The following is a 26,234-nucleotide window of genomic DNA, read 5'->3' as shown; positions in this document are numbered from 1 at the left end:
ATGGATAAGCTAGTAAAACCGAGCCTCGGACAGTCCTGCCTTATCGTATTGAAGCGAGACTTGCGCCTGGCCTTGCGTAGCCAGAGTGATCTGGCCAATCCGCTTATCTTCTTTGTCATGGTCGCCACCCTGTTTCCGTTGGGGGTTACCCCGGATAAGGAATTTTTGGCGGAGATTGCCACTGGCATTATCTGGGTGGCGGCGCTGCTGGCGACCCTGTTGTCTCTGGACGCAATGTTCCGTTCTGACTACGACGACGGTTCCCTCGAACAACTGCTGCTTAGCCCTTACCCCCTCTATCTGTTGGTGTTGGCCAAGGTGTTTAGTCACTGGGTCGTCAGCGGATTGTTGTTAACCATATTATTCCCCGTGCTGGCGGTGATACTCTTTTTGCCCTGGGAGGGGTATCTGGCAATGCTGGCCAGCCTGCTTCTGGGAACGCCTTTGCTGAGCCTGATCGGTGCCATCGGAGCCGCTTTAACCGTCGGGTTGAAGAAAGGTGGTGTGCTGCTGTCATTACTGATTTTACCCCTCTATGTGCCGGTGTTAATCTTTGGCACCGGCGCGGTAGGGGCTGCCATTAATGGTATGCCCTTCAGTGCTCACCTGCTGTGGTTGGGAGTGTTTCTGGTGATGGCCGTGACTCTGGCACCCTTTGCTATTGCCGCGGCTTTACGGGTCAGTATTGCGGGTTGAAGGTTTGGCTGAAAAATCAGCAGGTAGTTGTATTAAAGGTAGAAAGACAATGAAATTGATCGGGATAGTATTGCGATGAATTGGACCTGGTTTCACAAAATGGGCTCGCCCAAGTGGTTTTACGACATCACGGATAAATGGATGTTCTGGCTGGGCTTGGCCAGTGTTCTGTTGCTGAGCGTCGCTATGGTTTGGGGCCTGGCCTTTGCACCTGCTGATTATCAGCAGGGCAACAGCTTCCGAATTATTTTTATTCATGTTCCCTCAGCGTTTTTGGCCCAGGCCTGTTACGTCATGATGGCGGTTGCCGGCGCAATCGGCCTGATCTGGAAAATGAAGCTGGCGGATATGGCAGCCAAGGTCAGTGCACCGATTGGCGCTTCCTTTACCATTCTGGCTCTGTTGACCGGCGCTATCTGGGGTAAGCCGACCTGGGGAACCTGGTGGGTGTGGGACGCACGACTCACCTCCATGTTACTGCTGTTGTTTCTCTATTTTGGTTTTATGGCGTTGCAGTCGGCGTTTGATAACGAGTCCACCGCCGCCAAAGCCAGCTCTATCCTGGCCCTGGTGGGACTGGTTAATATCCCCATCATCAAATACTCCGTGGAATGGTGGAATACTTTGCATCAACCGGCCACTTTAACGTTGACCGAACGGCCCGCCATGGCCACTGAAATGCTGATCCCCTTGCTGTTGTCGATCGCGGCGTTCTATTGCTTTTTTACCCTGGTCTTCCTGATGCGATTACGGACCGAGGTGCTGATTCGTGAAAAGCGTACCAAGTGGGTGAAGAAAATTGTTCAACCCGAGGTCTGATTGAGGTGATGCATGTATTTTGACAGTTTTGCGAGCTTTATCGAGATGGGTGGCCATGGGCCTTATGTCTGGGTCTGCTATGCCATCGGGGCGCTGGTTGTGGTTTACAATGTGTGGAGCCCGATGCGTATCCGCAAGAATTTTATTGTTGATTTAAAGCGCCGTTTGCGCAGAGAGGCTAAGCAATCATGAATCCAATCCGTAAAAAACGCCTGATGGTTGTGTTGTTTTTGGTGTTTGGTGTCGCTACAGCGGTGGGCCTGGCGTTAGTCGCACTGCAGCAAAATATTAACCTGTTCTTTTCACCAACCCAGATTGCCCAGGGTGAAGCCCCCGTAGGCCAAAGGATTCGGGGCGGTGGCCTGGTAGTGACTGGTAGTGTGAATCGGGATTCGCAGAGTTTGCTGGTGCGTTTCGATATTACCGATGGTGCCGAGAATGTTCCGGTAGAATACACCGGTATCCTGCCGGACCTGTTTCGTGAGGGGCAGGGCATCGTCGCCCAGGGCAAGATTCGTGATGATGGTGTGTTTGAAGCGGTAGAGGTGCTGGCCAAACACGATGAAAACTATATGCCTCCGGAAGTTCAGGAAGCCATCGATAATGCCGGACACCCCAAATCGACGGAAACTTGATGGCGGCTACGCAACCTTAGAACCCTGTGTGCATATCCCCTAACCTGAAGCGCCGGAGGCGTGTGGAACAATGATCTCTGAAATGGCAACAATGATTCCGGAATTTGGCCAGTTGGCGCTTATTCTGGCGCTGATGTTTGCGATAACCCTTGCATCGGTCCCTCTGGCGGGCACTTATAGCGGTAATCGCCAGTGGATGTCCCTGGCCCGCCCGCTCAGTTGGGGCATGTTCAGCTTCCTGATGTTCGCCCTGGTATGTCTGGCGATCTCTTTCGTGCGCGACGATTTCTCGGTCGAGTACGTTGCTCAGAATTCCAACAGCATGCTGCCAGTGCAATACAAGATCAGTGCTGTCTGGGGAGGGCACGAAGGCTCGCTGTTGTTATGGGTGGTGATACTGGGCGGTTGGTCCTACGCGGTTTCCATTTTCAGTAAGGGCCTGTCCCGGGAAATGATGGCGCGGGTATTGTCGGTCATGGGTATGATCAGTGTTGGCTTCCTGCTCTTTATGCTGCTGACATCCAACCCTTTCGATCGTTTGTTACCCAATTTTCCCGCAGATGGTAATGACCTCAATCCGTTGCTGCAGGATATCGGACTGATTTTGCATCCGCCCTTGTTGTATATGGGATATGTGGGCTTTTCTGTGGCCTTCGCGTTTGCCATCGCGGCGCTGCTGGGTGGACACCTGGATGCCGCCTGGGCGCGCTGGTCCAGACCCTGGACCAATGTGGCCTGGGCTTTCCTGACCATTGGTATTGCACTGGGCAGCTGGTGGGCTTATTACGAGCTTGGCTGGGGCGGCTGGTGGTTCTGGGATCCGGTTGAGAATGCGTCCTTTATGCCCTGGCTGGTCGGTACGGCGCTGATGCACTCGTTGGCGGTAACCGAGAAGCGAGGAGTGTTTAAAAGCTGGACCGTACTGTTGGCAATCTTCGCTTTCTCCCTGAGTTTGCTGGGTACCTTCCTGGTTCGTTCCGGTGTATTGACCTCGGTGCATGCCTTTGCCACCGACCCGGCTCGGGGCGCCTTTATTCTGATGTTCCTGCTGTTTGTCGTGGGTGGTTCGCTGACCCTCTATGCGTTCAAAGCCCCCGAGGTGAAAAGCAAAATCACCTTCAACTGGAGTGCCCGTGAGGCTTTTCTGTTGATCAACAATATCCTGCTGACCGTGTCCGCCGCCATGGTGTTGCTGGGTACCCTGTTCCCGCTCTTGCTGGATGCCATGGGTGGCGGCAAGATCTCGGTGGGGCCTCCCTATTTCAATGCTCTGTTTAGCCCGCTTGTTGCATTAATGGCTGCCACGCTGGGCGTGGGTATGGTCTCCCGCTGGAAAGAAACCTCATCCGGTTATCTCTGGCAACAACTCAAACGCTCGCTGGTCTTGAGTGTTGTGCTGGGGGTGGCCTTCAGTGTGCTGTACGGCGATAACTTCTATTTCTCCGTTTTATTGGCGATGACGCTGGTGTTCTGGGTGGTGCTGGTGACCTTGCAAGATATGCTCAATCGCACCCGTAACAAGTCTGGCATCTGGGCGAGAGTACGGTCGTTGAAACCGGTGTATTGGGGCATGGTGCTGGGCCACCTGGGGCTGGCGGCTGCTATCCTGGGCGCGGTGTTAACCAGCTATTACACCATCGAACGAGACCTGCGAATGGAGCCCGGCGATACCATCACCTTGCATGACTACAGCTTCAAGTTTGTCGGCGCGCGCCATTTGGTCGGACCCAACTACGAAGGTGACGAGGGCGTGTTTGAGGTGTATCGCGACGGCGAGCTTTACACCCAAATGACCCCTGAAAAACGCATTTATAATGTCTCGCAAATGCCAATGACCGAAGCGGCGATCGATGCTGGTCTTAATCGGGATCTCTATCTTGCCATGGGTGAACCCCTGGGGGATGGTGCCTGGGCGGTGAGGGTTCAGTATAAGGCGTTTGTTCGCTGGATCTGGCTGGGCGGCTTGCTGATGACCTTCGGTGGTTTACTGGCCGCCTGCGACCGTCGTTACCGCATGCGCGAACGCGTCGCACAGCGAGATCTGGCGACGCCTGCCTCGTCGGCTGTCGCTTGAACAACTAAGGAATCAGAATGAAACGTTTTAAGCTGTTTATTCCCCTGATCATTTTTGTGGTGATTGCGGGCTTTCTCTACAAGGGCTTGTTCCTGGAGAAAGACATTCTGCCTTCGGCTTTATTGAACAAGCCTTTCCCCGAGTTTTCTCTACCGACGGTGAAGGATCCTACGCGTAAAGTCAGTCGTCAGGATCTGTTGGGTGAGGTCTCACTGGTTAATGTCTGGGCAACCTGGTGCCCCTCGTGTCGGGTTGAGCACCCTTATCTGGTCGAGCTGGCGCGTAAGGAAGGTATCAAGATTTATGGTGTCGACTATAAGGATGAGCGAGAACAGGCGTTACGCTGGCTCAAGCAATTGCACGATCCCTATGTGTTCAGCATTGAGGATGCCGATGGTCGATTAGGTATCGATCTTGGGGTTTACGGCGCGCCGGAGACCTACCTGGTGGATAGCAAGGGTGTGATTCGTTACAAGCATGTAGGGGTAGTGGACGAGCGTTTGTGGCACAACACGCTCAAGCCGCTGGTAGAGCAGCTGCGCAAGGAGGAGGGGTGATGACACGTGCGTTGATTCTCCTGTTGGTGCTATTGGTGCCTCAGGTTCAGGCCGCTATCGATACCTATGAGTTCAGTACCCCGGATCGGCAGGAGCGTTTTTCGGTGCTGACCGATGAACTCCGCTGCCCCAAGTGCCAGAACCAGAATATCGCCGATTCCAATGCGCCTATTGCTAACGATCTGCGTCGTGAAATCTATCGCATGCTGGAAGAGGGTATGAGCGATGACCAGATTGTCGATTTTCTGGTCGATCGTTACGGTGATTTTGTCCTCTACAAGCCCCGTTTCAGTGCCAAGACCCTGGTGCTCTGGGGAGGGCCGGTGCTGTTTCTGTTAATGGGGTTGGTGGTGCTGTTTGGCTTGTTACGCAAGAACCGTCAAGCCCAGATAACGGTCAGGTCTTCGGACAAAGCGAGCGCTGGCGCCAATAGCCCTGCTGCACCGCTCGAGTCGTTAAGTGACGATGAACAGCAACGCCTCAAACAGCTGCTGGGCGAAAAATAGCCGAAGACGTTAAATCGATCGCAGGGCTGGCGTTCGTTCGGTCCTGATCTCCCCTTGCCCAGTTCCACAAGGCGCAATGGCCGTGTAAACTGAGTCACTTGATAAGAGCTCGTTTTGCGTCCCGGGGAAGGCCGCAGCAAACGGGTCTTCCCCGATTCAGGACCATTAGATCGCATGCGACTCAAGTGTATTAAACTCGCCGGATTCAAATCCTTTGTGGATCCGACGACCGTTCAGTTTCCAAGCAACATGTGTGCAGTAGTTGGGCCAAACGGTTGCGGAAAATCCAATATTATCGACGCCGTACGCTGGGTGATGGGAGAAAGCTCCGCCAAGAACCTGCGTGGTGAGTCCATGACGGACGTTATCTTCAACGGTTCAAATGCTCGAAAACCTGTCGGCCAGGCCTCGGTTGAGCTGGTGTTCGATAACAGCGATGGCACCATTCGCGGTGAATACGCGGCTTTTAGTGAGATCTCCGTACGTCGTAAAGTGACCCGAGATGCCAAGAATATCTATTACCTCAATGGCACCAAATGCCGCCGTCGTGATATCACCGATATTTTCCTGGGTACCGGCCTTGGACCGCGCAGTTATTCCATTATCAGTCAGGGCATCATCTCCAATCTGATCGAATCCAAACCCGAAGAGCTTCGGGTCTTTATCGAAGAAGCGGCCGGCATCTCCAAGTACAAGGAGCGTCGGCGTGATACCGAAAACCGCATTCGCCGTACCAATGAAAACCTGGAGCGCCTGACCGACCTGCGCGAAGAACTCGAGCGCCAGTTGCATCACCTGCATAGTCAGGCCCAGGCGGCGGAGAAATACAAGGAGTTCAAAGCCGACGAGCGCTTGAAAAAAGCGCAGCTCAGCGCCCTGCGCTGGCGTGCGATTGATGGCGAAGTGAGCGAAAAAGAGGGCACCATACGCGACCTCGAAGTGCGTATGGAATCCTTTGTCGCCGACCAGCGCTCCATGGATACCGCGATCGAGAAGAAACGCGATGAGCACACCCAGCTCACCGACCGTTTTAACGAAGTTCAGGGACGTTTTTACAGTGTGGGTGGAGAAATTGCCCGCATAGAGCAAACCATTCAACATACCCGCGAACGTTCTCGTCAGTTACTGGAAGACTTGCAGCAAGCGGAGAAAAACTGGGAAGAGACCAGCACCCACCTCAATGCCGATCGTGAACTGGTCGAGCGCCTGGAACTGGAACTGGAAGAGATCGAACCCGAACTGGAGCTGGTTCGCGAGACCGAAGAGGAAGCCACCCTGACCCTGGAAGGCGCCGAAGAGGTGATGCAGGAATGGCAGCAGCAATGGGATACCTTCAACCAGCGCGCCTCGGAGCCCCGTCAAAGGGCGGAAGTCGAACAGTCCCGCATTCAGCATATCGAGCAGGTAGTGACGCGGCAGGGTGAGCGCATTCGTAAATTGCAGGATGAACGTGCCGACCTGGGTACCGATGAAGGGGAAGAGGAACTCGAACTACTCAGCGAGCAGCTGAGTGAACTGGAGATGGCTGGGGAAGACCAGCAGATGGATCGCGAAGGCTTGCAGGAACGCATTGAACAATTGCGCGAAACCATTCAGGAAACCAGCTCTGCACTGGATGAGCGCCGCACTCAACTGCAAAGTCAGCAAGGGCGCCGGGCCTCTCTGGAAGCCTTGCAACAGGCCGCACTGGGTCAGCGTGGTTCCCTGGGGGGCTGGCTGGAACAGCAGGGTTTGTCGGATCGTCCGCGTCTGGCGGAGCAGTTGCAGGTCGATGAAGGCTGGGAACTGGCGCTGGAAACCGTTTTGGGGGATACCTTGCAAGCGGTTTGTGTCGAGGGCCTGGACCCGCTGGAAGATCTATTGGGCAGCCTGGATGCCGGCACCTTGATGGCTCTTGAGCAGGGGCAGAGCAATAGCCATGCATCGACAAACGATGCGGGCCTGATCAGTAAGGTTCGCTCCGAGACGGATTTGGCGGGTTTGCTGGACGGCATTTCGGTGGCCGAAGATCTTACCTCGGCCCTGGCTCAACGCTCGAACTTGACCGGGCGCCAGTCGATCATCACCCGTGACGGTATCTGGGTGGGGCACAACTGGTTGCGGGTTGCCCGGGACGAAGACCAGCAAGCCGGCGTATTGCAGCGCCAGCAGGAACTCGAGGAACTGGTTGCCAGTATCGAGACGGATCAAGAGCAGGTCGAAAGCTTTGCCGAGAACCTGCAGCAACATCGGGAAACCCTGAAGCAAACTGAACTGGAACGGGACGAATTGCAAAAAACGATTGCCGACCAGAGCCGTCGGCAGAGTGAGCTGCGTGCTGAGCTGGGAGCCAAGCGGGTTCGTATCGAGCAGACCGCCGCTCGTCGCGAAGGCATCGACAGTGAGTTGGAAGAGATTCGGGAGCAACAAACGCTGGAGCAGGAAAAGCTGGGCGAAGCCCGTCTGGTATTGCAGGAATCCCTCGATTTGATGGAGAGCGATGCCGAGAAACGGGAAGAGTTGTTACGGCTGCGGGATGACAATCGAGCCAAGCTCGATGAGGCTCGCCAGCGTTCTCGCCACGATAAGGATCGTACGCACCAGTTGCAGTTACGTTACCAGTCCATTCGCACTCAGCTCGATGCGACCCGCGGTGGTCAACAGCGCCTGCAAACACAGATGGAGCAGCTGAAAGAGCGCAAAGAGCAATTACAACAAGGCTTGAACCAAAGCGATGAGCCGGTAGCCGAGCAGAAATTGATGCTCGAAGAGTTGCTGGAGCAACGAGTGGTGGTGGAAGAGGAGTTGGCCGAGTCCCGCCGCCAGGTTGAGGCACTCGATCATCAGATGCGTGAGCATGAGAAACAGCGCTCCGAAGCCGAACAGCATGCCCAGAACCTGCGTGGTCAGCTGGAGCAGAATCGAATGGAGTGGCAGGCGTTGCAAGTGCGGCGCAAGACCTTGCAGGAGCAGTTGGCCGAGGAGCAATTTGATCTGCCCACGGTGCTCGACAACCTACCGGAAGACGCCACCGACAGCGAGTGGGAAGACCAGTTACGCCGCCTGGATAATCGAATCCAGCGACTCGGTGCTATTAATCTGGCGGCGATCGATGAATACAAGTCCCAGGCTGAGCGTAAAGAGTATCTGGATGCCCAGAACGATGATCTGGTAGAAGCCCTGAATACCCTGGAAAACGCCATCAGGCGGATCGACCGGGAAACCCGTAGTCGCTTTAAGGAGACCTTCGAGAAGGTCAACAGCGGAATTCAGATTCTGTTCCCGAAAGTCTTTGGTGGCGGCCACGCGTATCTGGAGTTGACCGGGGATGATCTGCTCGATACCGGTGTGACCATCATGGCGCGACCTCCGGGTAAGAAAAACAGTACCATTCATCTGCTGTCCGGTGGTGAAAAGGCGCTTACCGCCATCGCTCTGGTGTTCTCGATCTTTCAGTTGAATCCGGCGCCTTTCTGTATGCTCGATGAGGTCGATGCCCCATTGGATGATGCCAACGTGGCCCGTTACGCCCGCATGGTTGAGGAGATGTCGGCCTCGGTGCAGTTTATCTATATCACCCACAATAAGATTGCTATGGAAGCCGGTAATCAGCTGATGGGTGTGACGATGCACGAGCCTGGTGTTTCCCGTATGGTAGCGGTAGATATTGAGGAAGCCGCCGCCCTGGCAGCGGTGTAAAAACGGCTAGAGAATTTTTGAGTTTTCTTGAGTGCTGTTCGATAATGAACGGCATACCCGAAGGGGATTTGGACGGTATAGATTCTGTCGAATGTTTGGTCCTGAGTATCTGTAAGGAACGAGCGTTTTATTCGGCGGCATCAGGGAAAACCGGTGTGTGCAGGTACGAGTCATCCAGAGATGACTGAACAGGGGTGAATGAAACAACATGGATATGGGTGTGCGTGAGTGGCTGGTCGTTATAGCCGTAATATTGATCCTGGGTATTCTGGCCGATGGTTACCGTCGGATGCGGGTGGCGCGTCGCCAGCCGAAAGACCTCGATTTTTCCTTTGGCAGTAGCTCCCAGGATTTTAATGATGAACTGCCAAACGGCGGCGCCAGGGTAAAACTTCGCGGTGACGAACCTGATCAGAATGAAGGCTTTGATGCCTATGATGAAAGCTCCGCCGGCTATGATGAAAATTCCCATGGCTATGATGAAAGTAATGACCCGCTCTTTATGCCGCCGCCTCGTAAATCCCAAAGCGGCTATTCTGAAGCATCGACAGCTTATGACGATGAACAAGCATCCGCTCAGTCGCTCCATGACAGCGGCGTATCAGGGCCTGCTTCAGAGATCGTTGAAGAAGAATCCTTTGGTTCGGCACTCGATGATTCGCCCATGCCCGAAGCCGACCCGGAGCCCTTTTATGCGGCTACTGAACCCGAGGTAGCAACGGATACAAGCTATACTCGCAGCGAGGCTGAGCCGGTGGTTGATGCCTATCAGCCTGGCGCAGAATCTGCGGCAGCTCCGGCCCAGACGTCGTTGAACCTCGACGAGCCGGTTCCGGTATTGATGGAAGTGGATGGTAAAACCCCTGAAGCTCCGGCGCCTCGCAAAGAGACTCGAAAGCGCAGTACACCGGCACCTGCCAAAGCTGCAGAACCGACGGCACCGAAAGAAAGTGAAAAGCGTCCCCCCGCCGAAGAGATTATAGTGATTAACGTGCTGGCTCGAAATGGTGGCACCTTCGCGGGCGAACCGCTGCTGCAACTGCTGCTTGGCAATGGTCTGAAATATGGTGAAATGAGTATTTTTCACCGTCATGAGCAGTTCGATGGCCAAGGGCCGGTGCAGTTCAGTCTGGCCAATGGTGTCGAACCCGGTAGCTTCGATCTGGATCACATGGATCAGCTGCAGACGCCGCTGGTGACACTGTTTATGGGATTGCCTGGGCCGAAAGAGCCGCTCAAGGCGTTTGAGATGATGGCTACCGCGGCCCAGACCATTGCCCGGGAGCTGGACGGCGAATTAAAAGATGAAAGCCGCAGCGTTATGACCCAACAAACCCTGACCCATTGCAAGCAGCGTATTACCGAATTTGAACGTCGTCAGTTAACCCGTGAGCGGGATCGCTTTTGATCGATCTCAGGCCAGCCTCTATCCTGGGCTGGCCCAATATGACTAGCGACCGGTCAGCGTTCAGCGCTGATTTCGCACCTGTTTAAGTATCGAATCAAGTACCGAAAAAGTATCGAGAGCACGATGAATCATCCCGAGCCGGCCGCGCAGGAAGTGGCGCAGCTGCGTGAGCAGTTAAATGAACACAATTATCGCTACTACGTGCTCGACGACCCCTCGGTGCCCGATGCCGAGTACGACCGATTGCTGCGTCGCCTGCAGCAACTGGAAGCGGAGTATCCCGAGCTGCTGACTCCAGATTCACCCACCCAAAGGGTAGGTGGTGAACCCCTGGAGGGCTTTGAGCAGGTTAGCCACGAAGTGCCCATGTTGTCGCTCGATAACGCTTTCAGTGCCGAAGAGTTGCAGGCCTTCGAGAAGCGCTTGCAGGACCGTTTACGACATTCAGAGCCCCTCGAATACGCCTGTGAACCCAAACTGGATGGTATCGCGGTTAGTTTGCTTTATGAAAATGGGCTGCTGGTCAGGGGCGCCACACGAGGTGATGGCAGCACTGGTGAAAATATCACCTCGAATGTGCGTACCATCGCCTCTATTCCGCTTCGACTGCGGGGGGATTCGATTCCTCCGGTGCTCGAGGTTCGTGGTGAAATCTATCTGCCCAAGGCGGCTTTTGATGCGCTCAATCAGCGGGCTCGGGACAATAACGAAAAAACCTTTGTCAATCCCCGAAATGCCGCTGCCGGCAGCCTGCGCCAACTGGACCCTAAAATTACGGCCAGTCGTGCCCTGCAGATGTGTTGCTACAGTATTGGCCGGGTGGAAGGCTTTGAGCTGCCCCCTCTCCACAGCGATGTGCTGCACCTGTTGAATGAATGGGGGTTGCGCATCAATAGCGAAATGGCGGTCGTCAAAGGTGCCGAGGCCTGCCAAGCTTATTATGAGCAACTGGGCCAAAAACGGGACCAGCTGCCTTATGAAATTGATGGCATCGTGTTCAAGGTCAACTCGTTGCAGCTGCAGCAACGACTGGGCTTTGTTTCCCGCGCGCCGCGTTGGGCCATCGCCTATAAGTTTCCCGCTCAGGAAGAGATGACCCAGCTACTGGATGTGGAATTCCAGGTCGGGCGTACCGGCGCCGTGACGCCGGTAGCTCGCCTTGAACCGGTCTTTGTCGGTGGGGTGACGGTGAGTAACGCCACCCTGCACAATATGGATGAGGTTGAACGCCTGCAGGTGATGAAGGGGGATCGCGTCGTGATTCGCCGCGCCGGAGATGTCATTCCCCAGGTGGTCAAGGTTGTGCTGGAGCAGCGACCCGATGACGCTTCTGTCATCGAATTGCCTAAAGAATGTCCCGTCTGTGGCTCTGAGGTCGAGAGAGCCGAGGGCGAGGCTGCCGCGCGTTGCAGTGGCGGGTTATTTTGCGGTGCCCAGCGTAAGGAGGCGATCAAACATTTTGCCTCCCGCAAGGCGCTCGATATTGAGGGGCTGGGGGATAAACTGGTGGAACAGTTGGTCGACGAGCAGCTGATACAAACCCCGGCGGATCTGTTCAGCCTGAGTCTCGAGCAGCTCAGTGGCCTGGAACGAATGGCCGAGAAATCCGCACAAAATCTGTTGGACGCGCTCAAAAGCTCCAGTACCACAACCTTGCCCCGATTCCTTTATTCCCTGGGTATCCGTGAGGTGGGTGAAGCCACCGCATTGAGCCTGGCCAGGCATTTTCTGAATCTTCCGGCGCTCTGTGACGCCAGCGAAGAAGCACTGCTCGAAGTGGACGATGTGGGTCCCATTGTGGCCCATCATATTTATACGTTTTTCCGTCAGGCCCATAATCTGGAAGTGCTGCAGGATCTACAACAACAAGGCGTGAGCTGGCCCGATCTCGAAGTCGACCTCAGCGCCCGGCCGTTGGAAGGGGAAACCTGGGTACTGACTGGAACCCTCACCACCATGGGACGCTCAGAGGGCAAAAGCCGATTGCAGGCTTTGGGCGCCAAGGTCGCCGGCTCGGTTTCGGCCAAAACCTCCATGCTGGTCGCGGGTGACAAGTCGGGTTCGAAATTGACCAAGGCAGAGCAGTTGGGGATTCCGGTGCTTGATGAACCGGCTTTTATTGATCGTCTGGCACAACTGGAAAGTAAAAGGTGAATAAGAATCGCTTTTTTCTGGCACTGTTGTTGTCCGTGTTTTTACCGGGTTGCGCCACTTCGCCGCCGAAAAATCCGAATAATATTTGCTCTATTTTCCGTGAGCAGGACGACTGGTATGAGGCCGCCCAGGACGCGAATCAACGCTGGGGTACACCCATCCAGGTGATGATGGCGATTATGCACCAGGAGTCCCGTTTTGTGTCCGACGCCCAGCCGCCCCGTACCTGGTATCTGGGTTTTATTCCCGGCCCTCGTCCTTCATCGGCCTACGGTTATGCCCAGGCGCAAACACCGGCCTGGGATGACTACCTGAAAGAGGCCGGTAGCTGGGGGGCGGATCGGGATGATTTTGCCGATGCCATCGATTTTATCGGTTGGTACACCTGGAAGACCCATCAGGTGAACGGTGTTTCCAAATGGCATGCCGACAAGCTCTACCTCAACTACCATGAGGGTTGGGGGGGATACCGCCGAGGCACTTATAAGAGTAAGCCCTGGTTAACCCGGGTGGCGGCAAAAGTGAAACGTCGTGCCAGCGACTATGGTGCCCAGTTGCGGCGCTGCGAAGATGATCTGGATAGCTGGTTTTTTTAACTGGTTCTGAATTTTTGCATTTCCCGCGTTCCCCTCGCTTATGCTTTTGGGTATCGTGGAGCATTGAGTCGATAGCACAATGGCGGCGGTTACCAGGTCATAGTAGTTTTTGTACGGCTATCGACTGACTATAGCGAACACAAGGAGAGGACTGCGTGGATCACGAGTCGATTGTTTATGGCTGTATCAAGGATTTGCCCTTTGGCGACGACCGCGAAATGCAGGTACGCCGAATGCACAATCAGCGCGCCATAAAGTCGTTGCCTGGCATGGACGACTGGCCCTTCCTGTCCCGCGAGATGTTTGCCTCAACCGGTAGCCAGATAACGGAAAACAGCACCTTTCAAACCCAGGTGATCCACTTTGGCGCTTCCTATCGTGCCATCGAATACGAATGGGAGCAGTGGGTGGCCAAGTTTGAGCAGTTGTTGCAATCGATGTATTGGGTATCGGTCGCCGTTCACCTGGAAACCGAACTCTCTGGAACCCACACTTTCACCTGGGATTCCGACACCAGCTTCCACAAACCGGGTACCGGCAATATCAAGGTGCGCTGTGAATGGCAGCACGAGGGCAGCTTGCGCAGCTAGTCAGCAGACGGTTTTTCAATCTTGCACCTGGTTCATGGCATCCAGTTCGGCCTCTTCAGGCAGGTCATGGCGCATGATGATATTGACGCTCTCTGTGAGCTGGGTATAGAGAATCACCGCTTCACCACTTTCCAGCAATCGGTGCACCGCTTGTACCCGTTGCTCCAGGGTGTCATCAAAGCCGTTGTCGGTGCCTTCCCGGGAGACAAACTCCTCGATAAGGTTGGTCAGGGTTGCTGGTTGCAGGTCGCGGTGAGGGATAATCATAAGTGTCGGGGTCAGCTCCAAAGGTCGAGCATATGGTACCCGAGATACCCGGCCCTGAGATAGAGCGGGCGCAACCCTGGTAATGGGAAGGCTTTGGGGGGCTGGCGCATAAATTCCGGTAAGTCGCTGTCCATGCCCATCATTTGACGGGCAACCTGTTCACCACACCAGCTGCCCATAGCTACACCGTCGCCGTGAAAGGCCATCGCCACATAAGCGCCGCGATTGTCTGGCAACTCGCAGACATGGGGCATATTGGTGGCACTCAAGCAGAGCAGACCGCGCCAGAAATACTCAATCTCCACCGATTTCCAGGCGGGAAATAACTGATGGAAGTCCCGAGTCAGCAGGGCACGCATAGCGGCCAGGGTATTGGGATTGGCGGAGGTGCCACCGCGGCCGCCAAACAGAAAACGGCCATCGGGTAATAAACGGAAATAGTGCAACAGATGGCGACTATCGTAGCTCATCAGGGTTGAATGCCAGCCTTGTTGCTGCTGCTCCTCAAGGCTTAAAGGTCGGGTGACCAGAATATTGGATTGTACCGGCATCAACCCGGCTTCGTAGTTGGGCAGGAGCCCGGGGCGGGTATAACCGTTCGTGGCGATCAACAGCTGCTTGGCGCTGAAATCGCCTCGTGAGGTCTGTATCTGGAAGCCCTGGCCAATTCTTTGCCAGCGATCGACAAAGGTTTCGGCGTGCCAGTGAACCCCCATGTCGAGCAATGTTCGGGTGAGGGCAAGGTCGTATTTCAACGGGTGCAGACCAAACCCTGAGGGGACATAGAGGCCGCCATAAAAGGCGGGGGAGTCGACACCCTGCTGCTGGCAGGTTGATTTATCCCAGAGCTCGGTGGGGTGATCAAAACGTTGCTGCAGGTATTGCTGTTTTTCCCGCTGTGCCTTGAAGGCTTTAGGGCTGTGGGCCAGTTGCAGTTCGCCAGGCAGGCAGGCGTCAATATTCCAGGCATATTGACCGGCACGTTCGGCCACTCGCTCAATGGTGCGTGTCTGCATGCGAAGGAAATGCTGGCAAGCGCTTTGCCCGAACTGTTGCTCAATCTCCCGGTAGGAAAGTCCGGTACCACCGACGGAACAAAAACCACCATTGCGCCCTGAGGCTCCCCAGCCGGGTTTTCCAGCATCGAGCACGGCCACGCTGGTTTGGCCTTGTTCGGCAAAGGTGAGCGCTGCGCTTTGCCCGGTGAAACCGCCCCCTATAATCACCACGTCATAGTGCTGTGGCTCGGGGCGAGTTGGTAGCTCGGAACGCTGTACTGAGGCTTCCCAGTAGCTGGGGACGGGGCTGGAGGTATCGTATGCGCTTGGATGATAGAGCATGTTATTTATTACAGCTGTTGTTTATATTGAACATCACAGTAGCAGTCACGCTGGCCAGAAGGAAGCGCTTCGACTCAATTCAATCTACCTCAGGCCATGGTCAATGAAGGGTGATTGTAACGGGCTCGATGATCATATCGGTTAAATGTACAGGATTATTATTGGTAATGGCTGAAGCCCACTGGCATCGAATGTGTAGCGTGATAGAGTACGAATCGAATTAAAAACCAAGGATCAAGTATGCAGGGGCAGGATCGCCAGCAGGCGCGAAACCAATTTATAGCGCAGCATGGCTGGGGGAAGGCAGACGTTCAAGTGTTGGCGGCGGACGCTTCTTTTCGTTGTTATTTTCGTTTGCATCAGGGAACCTCCGGCTGTTTGTTGATGGATGCGCCTCCACCGCAAGAAGATATTCGTCCTTTTATTCAGATCGCCAACCATCTTATTCGCCTCGGTTTTCGAGCTCCCCGTGTGTTCGACAGTGATGTCGAGCAAGGCTTCGCGTTGCTGGAAGATTTTGGCGATGAAACCTTCAGTCGTTTATTGTCCAAAGGCGAATCCGAAGCGGCGTTGTATTCGATGGCTGTGGAGCTGTTGATTCGCCTGCACAATAATCCCGACAGTCACCAGATCGAACTTCCCGAGTACGATCACCAGGCGTTACTCCATGAGGCCCTGTTGTTGGTGCAATGGTATTACCCCGCACTGGCCGGCACGCCTTGTCCGCAGGAGGCTGTTGAACAGTACCGTGAGGCCTGGCTGGATTGCTTTGCCTTGCTGGAGGGTCAAGCACCGGCCCTGGTACTGAGGGATTTTCATGTCGATAACCTGATGCGTATCGAAGGTGAAGGGGAGGGGGCTGAGTGCGGTTTGCTGGATTTCCAGGATGCTTTGCTGGGCAATGCCGCCTATGACCTGATGTCGTTGCTCGAAGATGCTCGGCGGGATGTGACCCCGCAATTGCAAACCCGGTTGCTCGAACAGTATCTGGCAGCAAGGCCAGAGCTTGATGCCAAACAATTTATGAGCAGCTATCGTGTGTTGGCGGCCCAGCGTCATGCCAAGGTTGCCGGCATTTTTGTGCGGCTGATGGTGCGGGACGGCAAGTCGGTCTACTTGCAGCATATTCCCAGAGTGGTTGCACTACTGATGCGCAATTTGCAAAGCGATGAATTGCTACCCGTGCGTAACTGGTTCCAGCAATGGCTACCGCAGATGGGGCAACCGCTGGACCTGACGGCATGATCACCGATCCCTTCTTTTATCTCTGTGCTATTCCGGCCGTATTGCTGTTTGGCATGGCAAAAGGGGGATTTGGTGGCACCATTGCGGTGGTGAGTGTGCCGTTGATGGCGTTAGCAGTACCGCCATTGCAGGCGGCAGCCATTTTATTACCGATTCTGGTAGTGATGGATGCAGTGGCGTTGTGGAGTTTTCGCGGTCAATACGACCGGCTTAACCTGAAAATTTTGTTACCGGCGGCGGTAGCCGGTGTGGTGGTCGGGGCGTTCTTTTTTCGCTATCTGCCCGATGATGCGATTCGCATTCTGATCGGTTTGATCGCGGTCGTTTTCTGTTTGAACTACTGGTTTAATCCGGGCTATCACCAGAAAACCGGCCCCAATGTGATGAAGGGTTCGTTTTGGGGCATGGTCGCCGGTTTTACCAGTTTTGGAATTCACGCCGGAGCGCCTCCGGTGAGTGTTTATATGTTGCCCCAACAGCTGGACAAAAAACTGTTAATGGGAACCTTTGCGATTTTTTTTGCCACGGTCAATGTCGTTAAGCTCTTTCCCTATGCCTGGCTGGGCAGCTTTCAAACCGCGAACCTGATGACGTCGTTGGTGCTGATTCCGCTAGCGCCTATCGGGGTCCGGTTGGGTTTTTATCTGCTGCATAAGGTGAATGAGAGAACCATCTATCGACTGGCTTATTTCTTTCTCTGCGTCATGGGTGTCAAATTGTTGTATGACGGCACGACCGGATTGCTGGTGCAGGGTGCAGGTACGGCGTGAAGCCTTCTGTCAGATCCCCCTGTCAGCGCCCTCAATCACTGTTAACCCGCTTATAAACACAGTTAGAACAGATCCATAAAACGGTAATAGAGCATGCCCGCTGCCAGCAGGGGGCTGCGCAAATGTTTCCCGCCGGGGAAGGTCATATGCTTGATGCCGGCAAAAACATCGAAGCGTTCGGCCTGACCACTGATGGCCTCTGCAACGAGTCGCCCCATCATATGGGTGGCATTGATACCGTGACCGGAGTAGGCCTGAGCAAAGAGCACGTTGTTTTCGATTCGACCCAGTTGCGGCATGCGGTTAGCGCCAATGCCAATGTTGCCCCCCCATTCGTAGTCGATAGTGATGCTTTCAAGTTCAGGAAAGACTTTCAGCATCTTCGGCCGCATGGCGGCGGTGATGCTGGCCGGTTCACGGCCCGAGTAGTTACACATGCCGCCAAACAGCAAACGTTTGTCGGCACTCAAACGGTAATAATCCAGAGCCACACGCTGGTCGCAGATGGCCATATTGCGAGGCATTAACCGGCTATGAAGGGTCTCCGGCAGGGGCTCGGTTGCGATCACATAACTACCGGCGGGTAGTACCTTGCCTGCAATGCGGGGCTCCAGATTGCCAATGTAGGCATTACCGCCCAGCACTACAAAATCGGCATTGACGCTACCCTGCTCGGTATAAACCACGGGCCGGGTGCCATGTTTGATGCGGGTAACGGCAGAATGTTCGAAGAGCTGCGCGCCCATAGATTCTGCCGCAGCGGCTTCACCCAGACACAAGTTAAGCGGATGAAGGTGACCACTGCCCATATCGACCAGGCCGCCAATGTACATATCCGAGCCGACCACGGAAGCAACCTCGGAGCGATCCAGCATCTTGAGTTCGTGAGGGTAACCATAGCCAGTGAGCGACTCATAGTCCTCTTCCAGCTCGCGCATATGGCGTGGCTTGGTCGCAGCATCGAAGTAACCCAGGGTCAGGTCACAATCTATTTGATAACGATCGACGGTATTGCGCACAATTTCGACCGCTTCGAGCCCCATTCGAAAGATCGCTTCGACGCCTTCGGTGCCGATCTCGTTTCGAAACTGATCGGCGCCGTGACCGATTCCCCGGATTAGCTGACCACCATTGCGTCCGCTAGCCCCCCAGCTGATCTTGTGGGCCTCCAGCACGATAACCTTATACCCGCGCTCGGCAAGGTTCAGAGCTGTGCTGACACCGGTGAATCCTCCCCCGACAATACAGACATCCGCACTTTGATCCCCCTGCAGGCTTTGATAGTCCGTCTGTCGGTTGGCCGTCGCGGCGTAGTAAGAGGGGGCGTGATTCGCGCTGTGTACGGGTATCTTCATGTTGTTGAATATACTTTCTGATGTGTAAATTAAAATTTACAGCAGCATACCCTCTGGTTTGACCGATTGGCAAGGGTTCGATGGCTGGGCACGGGTCATGGACGCGTCACAGCATCGGGCCCGCTTGAGGTCGAGCGCAGGGGGAAGATCCAGCCTTGATATCAGGCCTGATCAAATCCGGTTACGAATCAGTTGACGTACCAGGAAACGATTAGGGCTCAGGTTCTGATGCAGTTTGAGGCTTACGGGTAATGGTTCGTTGCAGATTTCGCTGGCCAGCATCTCGCCAGCCAGAGGACAGGTCACCAGTCCTCTGGATCCGTGAGCGGTGCTCACATAGAGTCCAGGCAAATAAGGGCAGGGGGTGTCGAACTGCGTTTTGGCGTCTTTTCTCAACCTGGAATAGGTCTCCAGGAAAGCGGATTCATCGACCAGGGCTCCGACCAGGGGAAGGTAGTCGGGCGATGTGGTGCGGAAGTTGGCCCGACCACCGGTGATATTAGGCAAGCTGGCATTCAGGTATTGATGCAGTTCCGGGCTGAGCCGATGCAGCAGATCGAGGTTGAACTCATGATCCTGATCGCGGCACTCACGCAGATCGCTATCGAAATTAAAGGTCGCGCCAACATTGACTTGACCCAGCCTTGGAGGAGCAATGTACCCCTCACCGCAGAGAACGGTCCTGGGCAGTTGTCCGCACGACGAGTCGGAATTGCTGGTGCCCGATGCCAGATAACTGATCTGTCCGCGAATGGACTTTAATGGCAGGTATTGGCTCTGGGGTAAGCTATGACAATCCCGACCGGTGGTCAGTATCACCCTGGAGCTGTCCAGGCTGTCACCCCGATCGTTGCTCAGCCGCCATCCGGAACCCGGATTGATAGCTTCCAGGGAGGTCAGCGGCCAATGGGTTGTCAGGGTGATCGCGGGATGGGACAACAGGGCCTGGCAGAGGCTGGCGGGATTAACCCAACCCGCGTTCGGGTAATACAAACCGCCAACACCGACCTCAACGCCGGCCTTGTCACTGAGTTGGCCAGCGTTCAGTGCCTGGAAGAATTGTGGATGAGCCAGGTTGCTGTTTAACAGCTGCTGCTGGCGTTTTAACTCCTTATCGTTGTAGGCGAGCTGAACCATACCGCAGGGAGACCAGGCCAAAGGGTGTTGGTCTGGAGGAAGCAGCTGGCGCAACAAGGCCAGGCTGAAGTGATAACCCTGATGCACTAACTCTGATAGCAAGGTCCCCTGAGCCGACAGTTTGGTATACAGAACCCCTTGGGGATTTCCTGATGCTTCCTGCGCCGGTTCGCTGTGTTGTTCAAGCACTCTTACCTTCCAGCCACGACGAGCCAGGGCGTAGGCGCAACTGGCACCTGCCAGGCCGGCACCAACCACCACAATCTCTCGTCCGCCAAGGTTACTGTTTGCCGGGTATTGCCATGGGCTTCCTGAGGGTACAGATTCCACCGGCCGTGGTAAGAAACCGCGTAGCATCTCCCGTTTCAGCCCACAACCTTCGGCCACCTCGACATGAAATCCTGCTGCGACCAGGCCGCGCCGAGCCATGCCGGCTACCGTATAGGTAGAGAAGGTAGCGTTCGGATTACTAAGTTGAGACATTCTCATGTAAAGTGCGGGTTGCCAGATGTCCGGGTTTCTGGCGGGAGCAAAGCCATCGAGAAACCAGCAATCGACGCTTGCCTGTAATTGCTCCAGACTCTCCAGAGCATCCCCCAGGCATAGGGTCAGGCAGACACGGCCTTCATCGAAGATCAAACGGTGAATACCGGTCCAGGCGGCGGGATACTGATGTAACAGTGCTTGAGCCAGGGGTTCCAGCTCGGGCCAAAGGGAAAATGTGCGCTTTAAGTCGTCACGGCCGAGCGGGTGTTTTTCGGTGCTGATGAAATGGAGTCGGGCATTGGAAGGGGCTTGTTGCCGCCACAGCTGCCAGCAACACAGGAAGTTCTTGCCCGTGCCAAAACCGGTTTCGGCTACGGTAAAGTGGTCGTTTTCGGATAGTGCCTGCCAGCGCTCGGACAAACGGTTGTTGGCAAGAAAAATATGACGGCTCTCCTCCAGACCGCCGCTGACCGAGAAGTAGACATCATCGTAGAGGCTGGAGCGGGGCAGACCCTGTTCGTCCCAGGCGATTGGTGTTTGATGAGCGTTGTTGCGGCCGTTATCGGTCAAGTAGGTCACCCTAGGGTAGATTGGGATGAAACGGGTGCGCTATTCTAATGAAAATAGGGCAAGTTCCCAACTGCCGGGAGTTTGCTGATGATTTATCTCGCTCGGGTGAGGAGAATACTGTTTTGAGCCTAACTGTGCTGCAGCTGCTGGCTGCCATCTTGCTTGGTGGAGTTGCGTGCATCCTTGTCAGTCTTCGTCGATATCTGGGTCTGGTACCTGCCTATGTGTTGTTGGGGGGCATCACTCTGGTGCATTTTTCTCCTGCGGTAGCGGTGCTCAGCCTTTCCGGGTGGGAAGCCATTGCCGCGCCCTTGTCTTTGATGACCTTGTTGCTGATCTATCTCTATACAGGCCCTGCGGCAGCTCGTATAGGGGCTGCCATTATTGTTTCTACCTGTGTTGGGCTGCCTCTTGTGGAGACCGGTGTCGGCGCCCTGATGGGGGGATCTCTCTTTCATGGCCCGGTAGTCGCAGTGCCTTTCGGACAACTGCTCCTGAAAATGTTTAGCCTGGTTTTATTGGCGTTATTCTCTCTGGCCGTTTTCGAGCGTCTATTGTTGCGAATTGAGGGTATCCGTTTCTGGAGTTTTTCGATCTGTCTGTTAGGGGGAACCCTGGTCGATGCGATGGTTTCCGGGCTTATTCTTGGTGGAGGGGACTGGCTGATCAATAAGTTTATGGTTGCGGTATTGTTGTTGATACCCGCCGCCGCGTTGTTATTGTTCCTGCCGAGTAAAAAACCGGAGACTATTGCAGGTCTGAGATTCTGGTTTGGTGGTCAGAGAAAGCAGCTTCATACGGAGGAAGAATCGGAACTACAGACCAATACTCAACTTGGGTTTGAGGCTCGGGATGCTTATGGTCAACTGCAAAATATTCTCGAAACACAATTGATGTTCGCTTATGCGGTTGATACTGACTATCGCTACACGATGTTCAACCGAGCTCACAGTGAACTGGTGAAGCAACTGACCGGTGTCGACCCTGAGATAGGCATGGATATATTGCCTTTATTGGCCCAAGCCGCTGGCGGAGAGGAAATACGGATCGGCCTAAATCAGGCGTTGCGCGGGGAGAGCTGCCATGCAGAACGTCGCCATCAATTGCCTGATGGCGAAATACTGGTATTGGATGCGAGTTATGGCCCTATTCTGGACGACGCAGGTAACATTCGCGGAGCTGGAGCTTGCGGTCTCGATGTCACCGAAGCCCGTCACACCGACAGTGCGCTCAAGGCCTCTGAACAGCGTTGGCAGCTGGCACTGGAAGGCAGCCAGGAAGGCTTATGGGATTGGGACATTGCCAACAACCAATTATTTCTTTCCCGTCGCTGGTATGAAATTACCGGCTATGACATCGATGAGGGTTTCGATGTCAAGCGTTGGCAGGGGGTACTGCATCCGGATGATCGTGCCCGAGTAAGTCGGGAGACGGTAGGGCATTTGCGTGGCTCGGATCCCTTTTATCACAGCGAACATCGAATTCGTGTAGCCGGCGGTGATTATATCTGGGTGTCCGAGCGTGCGACGGCCAGTTTTGATGCGGACGGTCGGGCATTACGCATGGTAGGCACAATGGCCGATATCGATGCTTCAAAGCGGGCGGAAGAGAGGACCCGGCATAGCGAAGAGTTATTGAGTTACGCCTTTGAAGTGGCTGATGAGGGGATTTGGGACGCTCATATTCCCAGCGGTAAGGTGTTTTATAGTCCCCGCTTTCTGGAGATGCTCGGATATACCCCCGCTGAGTATGGCGACCAGTTGAGCTATTGGGGACGTTTTGTGCATCCGGAGGACCGAGCACTGGTCACCAGTATGCTTGAGCGCCATGAAGAGAATGGTGGGCGTTTTGAAGAACGTTTTCGTATGTTCAAAAAGGATGGTTCGCTGATTTATATCCTTTCCCGGGGGCGGGTAGTCAGTTGGAGCGAAGCCGGCGAACCCCTGCGCATGGTGGGTATCCATAAGGACGTTACCCAGGATATGGAACGGCTAGAGCAGATTGAGAATCTTGCGTTTTATGATTCCCTGACCAGCTTGCCCAACCGTCGTTTATTGGCTGAACGTGCCGAACAAAGTTTGGCCCTGGCTCGTCGTGGTAATGGGCCGTTGGCGGTATTGGTGATCGATCTGGATAAATTCAAGGACGTCAACGATACCCTGGGGCATGATGTTGGCGACCTTCTGCTGGTCGCGGTGAGTAAGGCGATCAAGGGGTGCTTGCGCGATATCGATACCCTTTGCCGACAAGGTGGCGATGAGTTCACCATCATCCTACCCGAATGCAGCAATATGGCGGCTTTGGAAGTTGCCGAACGTATTGCTGCTGCGGTCGGTAAACCGGTGGCGTTGAAAAACCATCGCGTACAGGTGGAGGCCAGTATAGGGATTGCCTGTTTTCCCGAAGATGGGGCTGATCTCAATAGTTTGCTCAAGCATGCCGATATTGCCATGTACCAGGCCAAGCAAAAAGAAGTGCCGGTGTCGCTATTTCAACTGGAACAGGCTGAGGCGCTGGAGCGTCGTGTGCAGGTTGAGCAAGCCTTGCATGAAGGGCTGGAAAGCGAGCAAATTTATCTCGAGTATCAACCCAAAATTAATCTGCTCAGTGGCCAGGTTATCGGTGTCGAAGCGCTGGCCCGATGGCAGCATCCGGAGCTGGGCGAGATATCTCCCGTAGAATTTGTCGGCATTGCCGAACAGTCGGCCCAGATTCATCGTTTGGGGCGCCGGGTGCTGGAGCTGGCGTGTCGTCAGTTGGCATATTGGCGGGCGGAAGGAATCAACCTGACGATGGCGGTCAATATTTCGGCCCAGGAACTGCAAAATCAGCAGCTGGCAAGTCATATGGCGTCCCTGTTGCAGCAGCACGACATCGATCCTCGCTTACTCGAAATTGAACTGACCGAAACGGCAATTATGTCGAACATCGATCGCTCGATCGAGCTGCTATCACACATTCGGGAATTAGGCATCACCGTCGCTATCGACGACTTTGGCACCGGTTATTCCTCCTTCAGCTATCTCAACCAGCTACCCATTTCCTGCATTAAAATCGACCGGACCTTTGTGAATCAGCTGGGCAAGGCCGTTACGGGTCGGGGAGATGCCGAAACCATTATTCGTGCCATCGTGGCACTGGCTCATAATCTGGATTTACGGGTGGTTGGCGAAGGAGTAGAAACCGCTTTGCAGCAATCCTACTTACAGCGACTGCGCTGTGACGAAGGGCAGGGATACCTGTTTTGCCGACCGACATCGGCTTTGGAAATATCCAGGGCCGTTCGCGAACAGCGTAGTTTGCTCGTGGCAACGGGCACCGGATGATAATGAATGAGCGTCTAAAAATAGAAGGAAGAAAGGATTTTTTTTTAGTGCAAACTGTTCTCAGAACTCGGTGGACTTGGCTGCCCCCGAGCGTTATAAATAGAACTGCTCACCATGAGTGTCCAAGGAGGTATAACCACCTCCTGTTGAAAGGCTATAGAGGCCGACCAATCCAGAGAGAGTGGTCGGCCTTGTCTGTTTTTAGTCGAAATGTTTTATGAACAACACTAGCCTGTCCGCACATTGTCACCATAATCCTGTGGTTCCGCTTAACCCTGCTTTTGTTCGTACAGGCCTGAATAAATAGCGTTGGAAAACAGCGATTAATGCCAGAAAACAGATTAGAAAAACCCTAAAGTCCATCCCTACTCCATCCCTGGATAGTCTTCTCCCAATGAGTTTGCAATCGCTGTGCTAACGAACAAACCTGTATCCAAACGTGCTGATCAATCAGGCTGTTGCCAACCGCCGTCTGTTGCGCTGTTGCAACACATGCTGCAACAGCGAATCCCCGGTTCGCGCCTGCTATCACAGCGCTTACCCGATTGTGAAGGTATTGAGCTGATGCTGGTTGATCCCCGGACTGTGCCACTGCGCTATACGCAGCAAGAGATCCATCGAATCATGGCGGAGCCAGCCTACTGGAGCCTGTGCTGGGGCAGTGGTTTGGCGTTGGCCCAGTACCTGATGGCGCGGCCTGAGCAACTGTCAGGCCAGACGGTTGTCGATTTTGGTGCCGGTTCCGGTATTGTCGCCATTGCTGCAGCCCGTGCGGGGGCCAAAAAGGTGATCGCCTGCGATATCGATGAACAGGCGTTAGCGGCGGTGGCGATCAATGCCGAGATTAACGGCGTCGAGATCGAGCGACTGGATGATCTCTCCAAGCAACAGGACAGGGTGGACCTGTTGATTGCCGCGGACGTATTGTATGACCGTGAAAACCTGGGGTTGCTTGATGGTTTTCTTGCCTGTGCTAAACGAGTGCTGGTGGCGGATTCACGAATTCGTGATTTTAATGTTCCGCCTTATCGACGTATCAGCCAGGTGGAGTGCACGACCTTCCCGGATATCGATGAATTCAGGGAGTTTGGTCGTGTCAGTTTGTACGAGGCATTAGCTCCCTAAGCCCTTAGAGTGTGTTTTCCTTCGAGTTCCTCCACCAACCCCCGGTGGCCTGCAAGGGGCGTAAAAAGTCGCCGGTGCTGACCCAGGCTGATATGGCCAGACGACGGGGCTCTTTGGTTTGACTCTGTTGGTTAATCGTCTGAGGCAAGGCGATGCGCCATTGCAATACTCCGGGTGAGTCCGGTAGTGGATAGCTCATCTGCCTCAGGTGGTGGAGTACGACAAAATTGTGTTCAAGTACTTTGCCCCTGTTTTCTCCGGCATCAATGCGATTACTGAGATCAAACCCGGTGATAACAAAGTCCAGGTTGTAATGGTTTGCGCCAGCCTGGTGTTCAGGTAACTGGTATCGCGCGACGAGCTCGTTACCCTTTTGCTCAAGGCTCAGAACACCGGCATCCTCACTGGACTCCGGGGGTGTTGTGCTGTTTGTAGAGCGGAACCAGTTGCGCCATTCTTTGCCGTCGACAACAAAACCGGGAGTGTAGACCGCATTCAGCCCTCCCTGACGTTGGTAGGTGCGTTGCCGGTTGCTGTGGCTGGGGCGGGCAAAGCGATCTTTCCAGCCGATCCAGTCCCAATAATCAACGTGAAAGGCAACTGGTACAAAGCGTTGCCATAAATCCGGATGATTGACCAGACCATTCAGCCAGCGATCGGCAGCTGGGCAGCTACTGCATCCTTCCGAAGTATAAAGCTCAAGCAGTGCGACGCGCTGGGAGTCGCTGCTGATTTGCCATCCCCATGCTGTGCTGGAAAATGCCAATATGCTTATGGCAAGAAGTCGGAACATGTTTTTCTCCGTATCGGTGTGTTGTTATAGACCTTCGAAACGGTGAATTGATTTCAATGATTAGTGCGCCTTTGATTTCAGCAAGGCGATAGCTTTGGTACAGTGAG

Annotated in this window: 21 protein-coding genes; 16 read left to right on the top strand and 5 right to left on the bottom strand. The window is 54.5% G+C overall.

Features of this window, described 5'->3' with window-relative positions; all coding sequences use genetic code 11:
- The 12 genes from ccmB to MIB40_RS06570 all read left to right on the top strand — a co-directional run bounded on the left by ccmB (window position 1) and on the right by MIB40_RS06570 (window position 13,713).
- The gene (gene ccmB / locus MIB40_RS06625) at window positions 1-696 is read left to right on the top strand and encodes a heme exporter protein CcmB (protein WP_249692222.1); all 696 of its coding nucleotides are present in this window, start codon (window positions 1-3) and stop codon (window positions 694-696) included.
- A gap of 75 nt (window positions 697-771) precedes the next feature.
- Complete coding sequence (locus MIB40_RS06620; RefSeq protein ID WP_406566440.1) at window positions 772-1,515, top strand: heme ABC transporter permease; 744 nt, start codon at window positions 772-774, stop codon at window positions 1,513-1,515.
- 12 nt (window positions 1,516-1,527) lie between these two features.
- Window positions 1,528-1,707, top strand: coding sequence for a heme exporter protein CcmD (gene ccmD, locus MIB40_RS06615; RefSeq protein WP_249692220.1), 180 nt, complete (start codon window positions 1,528-1,530; stop codon window positions 1,705-1,707).
- Window positions 1,704-2,150: a cytochrome c maturation protein CcmE gene (gene ccmE, locus MIB40_RS06610; protein WP_249692218.1), complete on the top strand. Its 447-nt coding sequence runs from the start codon at window positions 1,704-1,706 to the stop codon at window positions 2,148-2,150. Before ccmD ends, ccmE begins: the two co-directional genes overlap by 4 nt.
- Before the next feature lie 91 nt (window positions 2,151-2,241).
- Entirely contained in the window at window positions 2,242-4,224 is a 1,983-nt protein-coding gene (locus tag MIB40_RS06605; RefSeq protein WP_249692403.1) for a heme lyase CcmF/NrfE family subunit, read from the top strand.
- A gap of 17 nt (window positions 4,225-4,241) precedes the next feature.
- Window positions 4,242-4,781 carry a DsbE family thiol:disulfide interchange protein gene (locus tag MIB40_RS06600; RefSeq protein WP_249692216.1) on the top strand — a complete coding sequence of 180 codons (540 nt, stop codon included), beginning with the start codon at window positions 4,242-4,244 and terminating at the stop codon, window positions 4,779-4,781.
- Window positions 4,781-5,287 (top strand): cytochrome c-type biogenesis protein, encoded by a 507-nt coding sequence (locus tag MIB40_RS06595; RefSeq protein ID WP_249692214.1) that lies wholly within the window; start codon window positions 4,781-4,783, stop codon window positions 5,285-5,287. Before MIB40_RS06600 ends, MIB40_RS06595 begins: the two co-directional genes overlap by 1 nt.
- A 174-nt stretch (window positions 5,288-5,461) precedes the next feature.
- Window positions 5,462-8,965, top strand: a complete 3,504-nt coding sequence (gene smc / locus MIB40_RS06590; RefSeq protein ID WP_249692212.1) for a chromosome segregation protein SMC — start codon at window positions 5,462-5,464, stop codon at window positions 8,963-8,965.
- Between the two features lie 208 nt (window positions 8,966-9,173).
- Window positions 9,174-10,373: a cell division protein ZipA gene (zipA, locus tag MIB40_RS06585; RefSeq protein ID WP_249692210.1), complete on the top strand. Its 1,200-nt coding sequence runs from the start codon at window positions 9,174-9,176 to the stop codon at window positions 10,371-10,373.
- A gap of 123 nt (window positions 10,374-10,496) precedes the next feature.
- A complete protein-coding gene (ligA, locus tag MIB40_RS06580; protein ID WP_249692208.1) occupies window positions 10,497-12,527 on the top strand; it encodes an NAD-dependent DNA ligase LigA in 2,031 nt (676 codons plus the stop codon).
- Window positions 12,524-13,123, top strand: a complete 600-nt coding sequence (locus MIB40_RS06575) for a transglycosylase SLT domain-containing protein (protein ID WP_249692206.1) — start codon at window positions 12,524-12,526, stop codon at window positions 13,121-13,123. Before ligA ends, MIB40_RS06575 begins: the two co-directional genes overlap by 4 nt.
- Before the next feature lie 155 nt (window positions 13,124-13,278).
- A complete protein-coding gene (locus MIB40_RS06570; RefSeq protein ID WP_249692204.1) occupies window positions 13,279-13,713 on the top strand; it encodes a hypothetical protein in 435 nt (144 codons plus the stop codon).
- 15 nt (window positions 13,714-13,728) lie between these two features.
- Here the strand turns inward: MIB40_RS06570 and MIB40_RS06565 are convergent, their stop codons facing one another.
- Together MIB40_RS06565 and MIB40_RS06560 are read right to left on the bottom strand one after the other, a co-directional pair.
- A complete protein-coding gene (locus MIB40_RS06565) occupies window positions 13,729-13,980 on the bottom strand; it encodes a YheU family protein (protein WP_249692202.1) in 252 nt (83 codons plus the stop codon).
- Between the two features lie 11 nt (window positions 13,981-13,991).
- A complete protein-coding gene (locus tag MIB40_RS06560; protein ID WP_249692199.1) occupies window positions 13,992-15,320 on the bottom strand; it encodes an NAD(P)/FAD-dependent oxidoreductase in 1,329 nt (442 codons plus the stop codon).
- Between the two features lie 240 nt (window positions 15,321-15,560).
- Between MIB40_RS06560 and MIB40_RS06555 the strand changes: the two genes are divergently transcribed.
- Window positions 15,561-16,565: an aminoglycoside phosphotransferase family protein gene (locus tag MIB40_RS06555; protein WP_249692197.1), complete on the top strand. Its 1,005-nt coding sequence runs from the start codon at window positions 15,561-15,563 to the stop codon at window positions 16,563-16,565.
- Complete coding sequence (locus MIB40_RS06550; protein WP_249692195.1) at window positions 16,523-17,335, top strand: sulfite exporter TauE/SafE family protein; 813 nt, start codon at window positions 16,523-16,525, stop codon at window positions 17,333-17,335. Before MIB40_RS06555 ends, MIB40_RS06550 begins: the two co-directional genes overlap by 43 nt.
- A 62-nt stretch (window positions 17,336-17,397) precedes the next feature.
- Here MIB40_RS06550 and MIB40_RS06545 read toward each other — a convergent pair whose 3' ends face one another.
- Together MIB40_RS06545 and mnmC are read right to left on the bottom strand one after the other, a co-directional pair.
- Window positions 17,398-18,690, bottom strand: coding sequence for an NAD(P)/FAD-dependent oxidoreductase (locus MIB40_RS06545; RefSeq protein WP_249692193.1), 1,293 nt, complete (start codon window positions 18,688-18,690; stop codon window positions 17,398-17,400).
- Window positions 18,691-18,861: 171 nt separating this feature from the next.
- Window positions 18,862-20,883 carry a bifunctional tRNA (5-methylaminomethyl-2-thiouridine)(34)-methyltransferase MnmD/FAD-dependent 5-carboxymethylaminomethyl-2-thiouridine(34) oxidoreductase MnmC gene (mnmC, locus tag MIB40_RS06540; protein ID WP_249692191.1) on the bottom strand — a complete coding sequence of 674 codons (2,022 nt, stop codon included), beginning with the start codon at window positions 20,881-20,883 and terminating at the stop codon, window positions 18,862-18,864.
- Between the two features lie 122 nt (window positions 20,884-21,005).
- Between mnmC and MIB40_RS06535 the strand changes: the two genes are divergently transcribed.
- Together MIB40_RS06535 and MIB40_RS06530 are read left to right on the top strand one after the other, a co-directional pair.
- On the top strand, window positions 21,006-24,209 hold the full coding sequence (locus MIB40_RS06535; protein WP_249692189.1) for a sensor domain-containing protein: 3,204 nt from the start codon (window positions 21,006-21,008) through the stop codon (window positions 24,207-24,209).
- Window positions 24,210-24,620: 411 nt separating this feature from the next.
- Window positions 24,621-25,334, top strand: a complete 714-nt coding sequence (locus tag MIB40_RS06530; RefSeq protein ID WP_406566439.1) for a class I SAM-dependent methyltransferase — start codon at window positions 24,621-24,623, stop codon at window positions 25,332-25,334.
- Between the two features lie 4 nt (window positions 25,335-25,338).
- On the opposite strand, the gene MIB40_RS06525 is transcribed toward MIB40_RS06530, so the two are convergent.
- On the bottom strand, window positions 25,339-26,127 hold the full coding sequence (locus MIB40_RS06525) for a DUF1223 domain-containing protein (RefSeq protein WP_249692187.1): 789 nt from the start codon (window positions 26,125-26,127) through the stop codon (window positions 25,339-25,341).
- Between the last annotated feature and the right edge of the window lie 107 nt (window positions 26,128-26,234).

This window comes from Aestuariirhabdus haliotis (assembly GCF_023509475.1).
GTDB lineage: Bacteria > Pseudomonadota > Gammaproteobacteria > Pseudomonadales > Aestuariirhabdaceae > Aestuariirhabdus > Aestuariirhabdus haliotis.
The sequence above is the reverse complement of the archived record's forward strand: the minus strand, read 5'-3'. Positions and strand labels throughout refer to the sequence as shown.